At 49.0% G+C, this 3,607-nt stretch carries 3 protein-coding genes and 1 riboswitch; all 3 genes read right to left on the bottom strand.

Annotated elements, in window-relative coordinates; all coding sequences use genetic code 11:
- Nucleotides 1–290 precede the first annotated feature (290 nt).
- Nucleotides 291–1,001: a precorrin-2 C(20)-methyltransferase gene (locus QUA90_RS30170; RefSeq protein ID WP_333332749.1), complete on the bottom strand. Its 711-nt coding sequence runs from the start codon at nt 999–1,001 to the stop codon at nt 291–293.
- Nucleotides 998–1,627, bottom strand: a complete 630-nt coding sequence (locus tag QUA90_RS30165) for a precorrin-8X methylmutase (RefSeq protein ID WP_333263779.1) — start codon at nt 1,625–1,627, stop codon at nt 998–1,000. Before QUA90_RS30165 ends, QUA90_RS30170 begins: the two co-directional genes overlap by 4 nt.
- A 172-nt stretch (nt 1,628–1,799) precedes the next feature.
- Nucleotides 1,800–3,383 (bottom strand): precorrin-3B synthase, encoded by a 1,584-nt coding sequence (gene cobG, locus QUA90_RS30160; protein ID WP_333448766.1) that lies wholly within the window; start codon nt 3,381–3,383, stop codon nt 1,800–1,802.
- Between the two features lie 8 nt (nt 3,384–3,391).
- A riboswitch (adenosylcobalamin-variant (AdoCbl-variant) riboswitch) is annotated at nt 3,392–3,471 on the bottom strand.
- Between the last annotated feature and the right edge of the window lie 136 nt (nt 3,472–3,607).

Genomic DNA, 3,607 nt, shown 5'->3' with positions numbered 1-3,607 from the left:
ACCCACTCACAAAAGCGTTCCCAGACATTGGCGCTTTCGCGCTGCTGTAAGGTTGTTGTCATTTGTTTATGATTGCTGTATTTGGTTGTCAATGTTCGTGACGGCTTTGTGTTCCGCCATGTAAATAAACATAAAGCATATTCTCAGGTTTGTAAAGTTTTTTAACAACAGATTAACTGATAACAAGTATAAAGTTAACTTATCAATAGAAAGAAAACTGGATAAAGAGGTAAGAATGCACAAAAAAGTAGGTAAAGCCTGGAAGCGCGTCGCCTTCAGGCATGGAAATATTAAGATACAGACTTTTGCTGGCTGGGGATCATAATGAGAGCCCAATAGGGAACTTCAGCGGGATCGACATCTGCGATCGCCCGAATTCGCTGATTCGGCATAGTTGCGCGTTCTATATACAGTGCTCGATCGAACTGTCCCAACTCAATCAGCACGTCCCGGACTTTCGCAAAATGTCGGCCCAGCTTAATAATCACAGCAGCATCAACAACCGCCAGTCGATCGCGCAAAACCTCAGCATCCAGCGTCGCAGGCATAATACTTAACACATCGTTACGATAAGTTAGTGGCACTCCCAACGCAGCCGCACTAGCCATTGTCGAAGAAATTCCCGGCACAACTTCCGTCGTAAATCTCCCCGACAAACGGTTGAATAAATACATAAATGAGCCGTAGAGAAAAGGTTCGCCCTCACATAGCACGGCAACATCCTGTCCCTCGCTCAGATGTGCGGCAATTTTATCGGCAGCAATATCATAATAAGGTTGAGACGATCGCGTCGGACTAAAAGGCAGCGGCATGGGAATCTCAATTTGTTCCGGGCGCAGATAATCTGCGACGATCGCCCGCGCCAGTACCTTACCATTTTCCATCGCCGGATAGGCAATCACCGGCACCGATTGCAAAATCCGATAAGCTTTCAAAGTAATCAACTCTGGATCGCCAGGGCCAATACCCAAACCGTACAATTTACCAGTAGCCTTAGTCATAATTCATCCTTTTTCGCTAACGCATTCACAGCCGCCGTTGCCATTGCACTGCCACCGCGCCGCCCGTGCAACGTAATAAATGGCACTCCCCGACTGTTGGCGGCCAGTTCGGCTTTGGATTCGGCAGCCCCCACAAATCCTACCGGGAAACCCAGAATTAAAGCCGGTTTAGGTGCTCCGGCATCCAGCATTTCCAGTAGTCGGAACAAAGCAGTCGGGGCATTGCCAATTGCCACAACCGCACCCTGCAAGTTGTCCAGCCATAAATCCAGGGCCGCCGCAGATCGAGTATTTCCCATTTGCCGTGCCAACTCCGGGATTTCGGAATGCCAGAGGGTGCAAATCACCGGATTGTCAGCGGGAAGGCGTTTGCGAGTGATGCCTTCGGCCACCATCCGCGCATCGCAGAGAATAGGCGCACCTGCGACGAGGGCGTTGTGTCCCGCGGTGGCTGCACCGGGGGAAGCTGCTAAATCTGTAACAATATCGGTCATGCCACAACTGTGAATTAGTCGCACGGCTACCGATTCTAAATCGGGCGGCAAGCTTGACAAATCTGCTTCGGCTCGAATTGTGGCGAAGGATTTAATGTAGATTTCTGTTCCGTCTCGAATGTAGTCAATCATTGTTTAAAACTGCTATGGGAATTTTGTGGGATTTGTGAAATAGATTTTTTGAATGAACCGCGAAGGCGCGTTCGGCGAAGCCGTTCCCGTAGGGTAGGACGCGAAGGAAGAAAGATCCAGAGAGATAGGAAGAGAAATACTTAAAAATTGTCATTTTTAATGGGAGCTTTTTTCACTTTAAATTCCGATTTTCGGTGCTCAACAACTCCTGCAATTGGTCGATCGTCTGCCGATCAACAAACTCACCAAATGACTCCAAAGGCTCTCGAAACCGCTGATACACTCGCAACATTCGCTCGATCGCACGGGGCATCTCGATCGCACTCACCGCCGGAAAAATTGGTCGTCCGAAAGGCAAATCTTTTCTACCCGCATAAATGTCGTAACCTTCGAGCGTTTCGTCTCCTAGCTCAATCTGAATTCCCACCAGCGTGATATCAATTGGCCGGTGCTGGGCGCAGGACTTTTGGCAACCGCTGAAATGAATGTTAATCGGTTGGTCGATCGTCAAATTTTGCGCTAAATCCTTCACCATTTTTAGGGCGTGACTTTGAGTATCTGTCGCCGCCGACGCACAGCCACTGCTGCCTGCACAAGCCACCAAGCACGAATCTAGGCGAGTCGCCGACGAGTGCAATCCCAAAGCGGCGATTTGCTGTTTTATCTCAAAAAGCTGGGAGTTCGGGATATCAGAAATCAACAGATTTTGCCACGGCGTAAGTCTCAGGGTACCGCTGGCTAGATTTTGGGCTAAATTTGCCAAATTCCGCAGTTGCTTTGATTCTAGCCTACCGAGAGGCAGTGCAATTCCCATGTAGGAGAAACCGGACTGTCGTTGAGGATGAATGCCGAGATGTCGGGATTGTTCGATCCCCCTTGCAGATGAGTCGATCAAACGGGCGGGCAAGATGCCCACCCCACAAGGAAATTCACTCTTTGTGGAACAGGCATCTTGCCTGTTTTTGGGAAAAGTGCCAGATGTGAATTGCCATAAAAATGGTAAATTCTGCTGTACCTTTTCCAGATAACTTTCAGCGCCCCAATCTGCCAGCAGGTGACGCAAACGCGGTTTTTTGCCATCAATTCGAGGTCGATTTTTGGTGTATTCAAGGTAGGTGTTAGCGAGGGCGGCTAATACTGAAATACATTGCGATTCTTGGATTAAAATTCCTGTATCGCCGTTTAAATGCAGCCGAAAAAAGATTTCTGATTGGGTTGAAAGCCCTTCTGCAGCTAATAAAATATCGTTGCGTAAAGCCTGGATCGAAACCGATTCCCCGCCGTCGAAGCCAATACTGAACTTAGGCGAAAGTTCCGACAACTCGGAATGTGTTTGCAGGTAATCATCCCAAGCTTTGACTAGCGGGCGAGTATCCAGTAACTGCTGGCGATCGATCCCTGCTGTCGGGCTTGCCATAATATTGCGAATCGGGTCAACTTCAACGTGGCGAGACGCTATCCCCAATTCCTGAAAGCGGTTCCAGACTTCCGGGGCAATTTCCGAGTTCACTTCTCGGATTTGTAAATTTGCCCGATTTGTCACTTGCAAACAGCCGGTACTGTATTGATCAGCCAAATCGGCGATCGTCCGACACTGCTGCGCGTTTAAAATTCCCCCCGGAATCCGCATTCTCGATAAAACTCCGTCTCGGGCTTGGGAACCGTAAAATAAACCCGGACAAGTCGGCAAATCAGTCAAAGCTAACAAATAATCTCCTCCCCGTGCTACGCAGGGAATCCAAAAGTAAACGCCCACAAAGCGCCCCCGAAATCGGCATTCTGACTTTTACAGTTGCGGCACAGCGCCGGAATTGCACCGGACTTTCCCGCTTTCAGGTTTTAGAAAGGTATCACGAGCGGACCCACAGAAAGCAAAACCCTCAACTTTCTTAACAAAACTTCTGGCGATGGCGTCGGGCCCGGCAAGCTACGGCCCTCTCTCTTCTTTCATCAGCTTTCCTAATCACACTCATCAGTTTA

It is taken from the genome of Microcoleus sp. D3_18_C4 (assembly GCF_036702355.1).
Lineage (GTDB): Bacteria > Cyanobacteriota > Cyanobacteriia > Cyanobacteriales > Microcoleaceae > Microcoleus.
The sequence above is the reverse complement of the archived record's forward strand: the minus strand, read 5'-3'. Positions and strand labels throughout refer to the sequence as shown.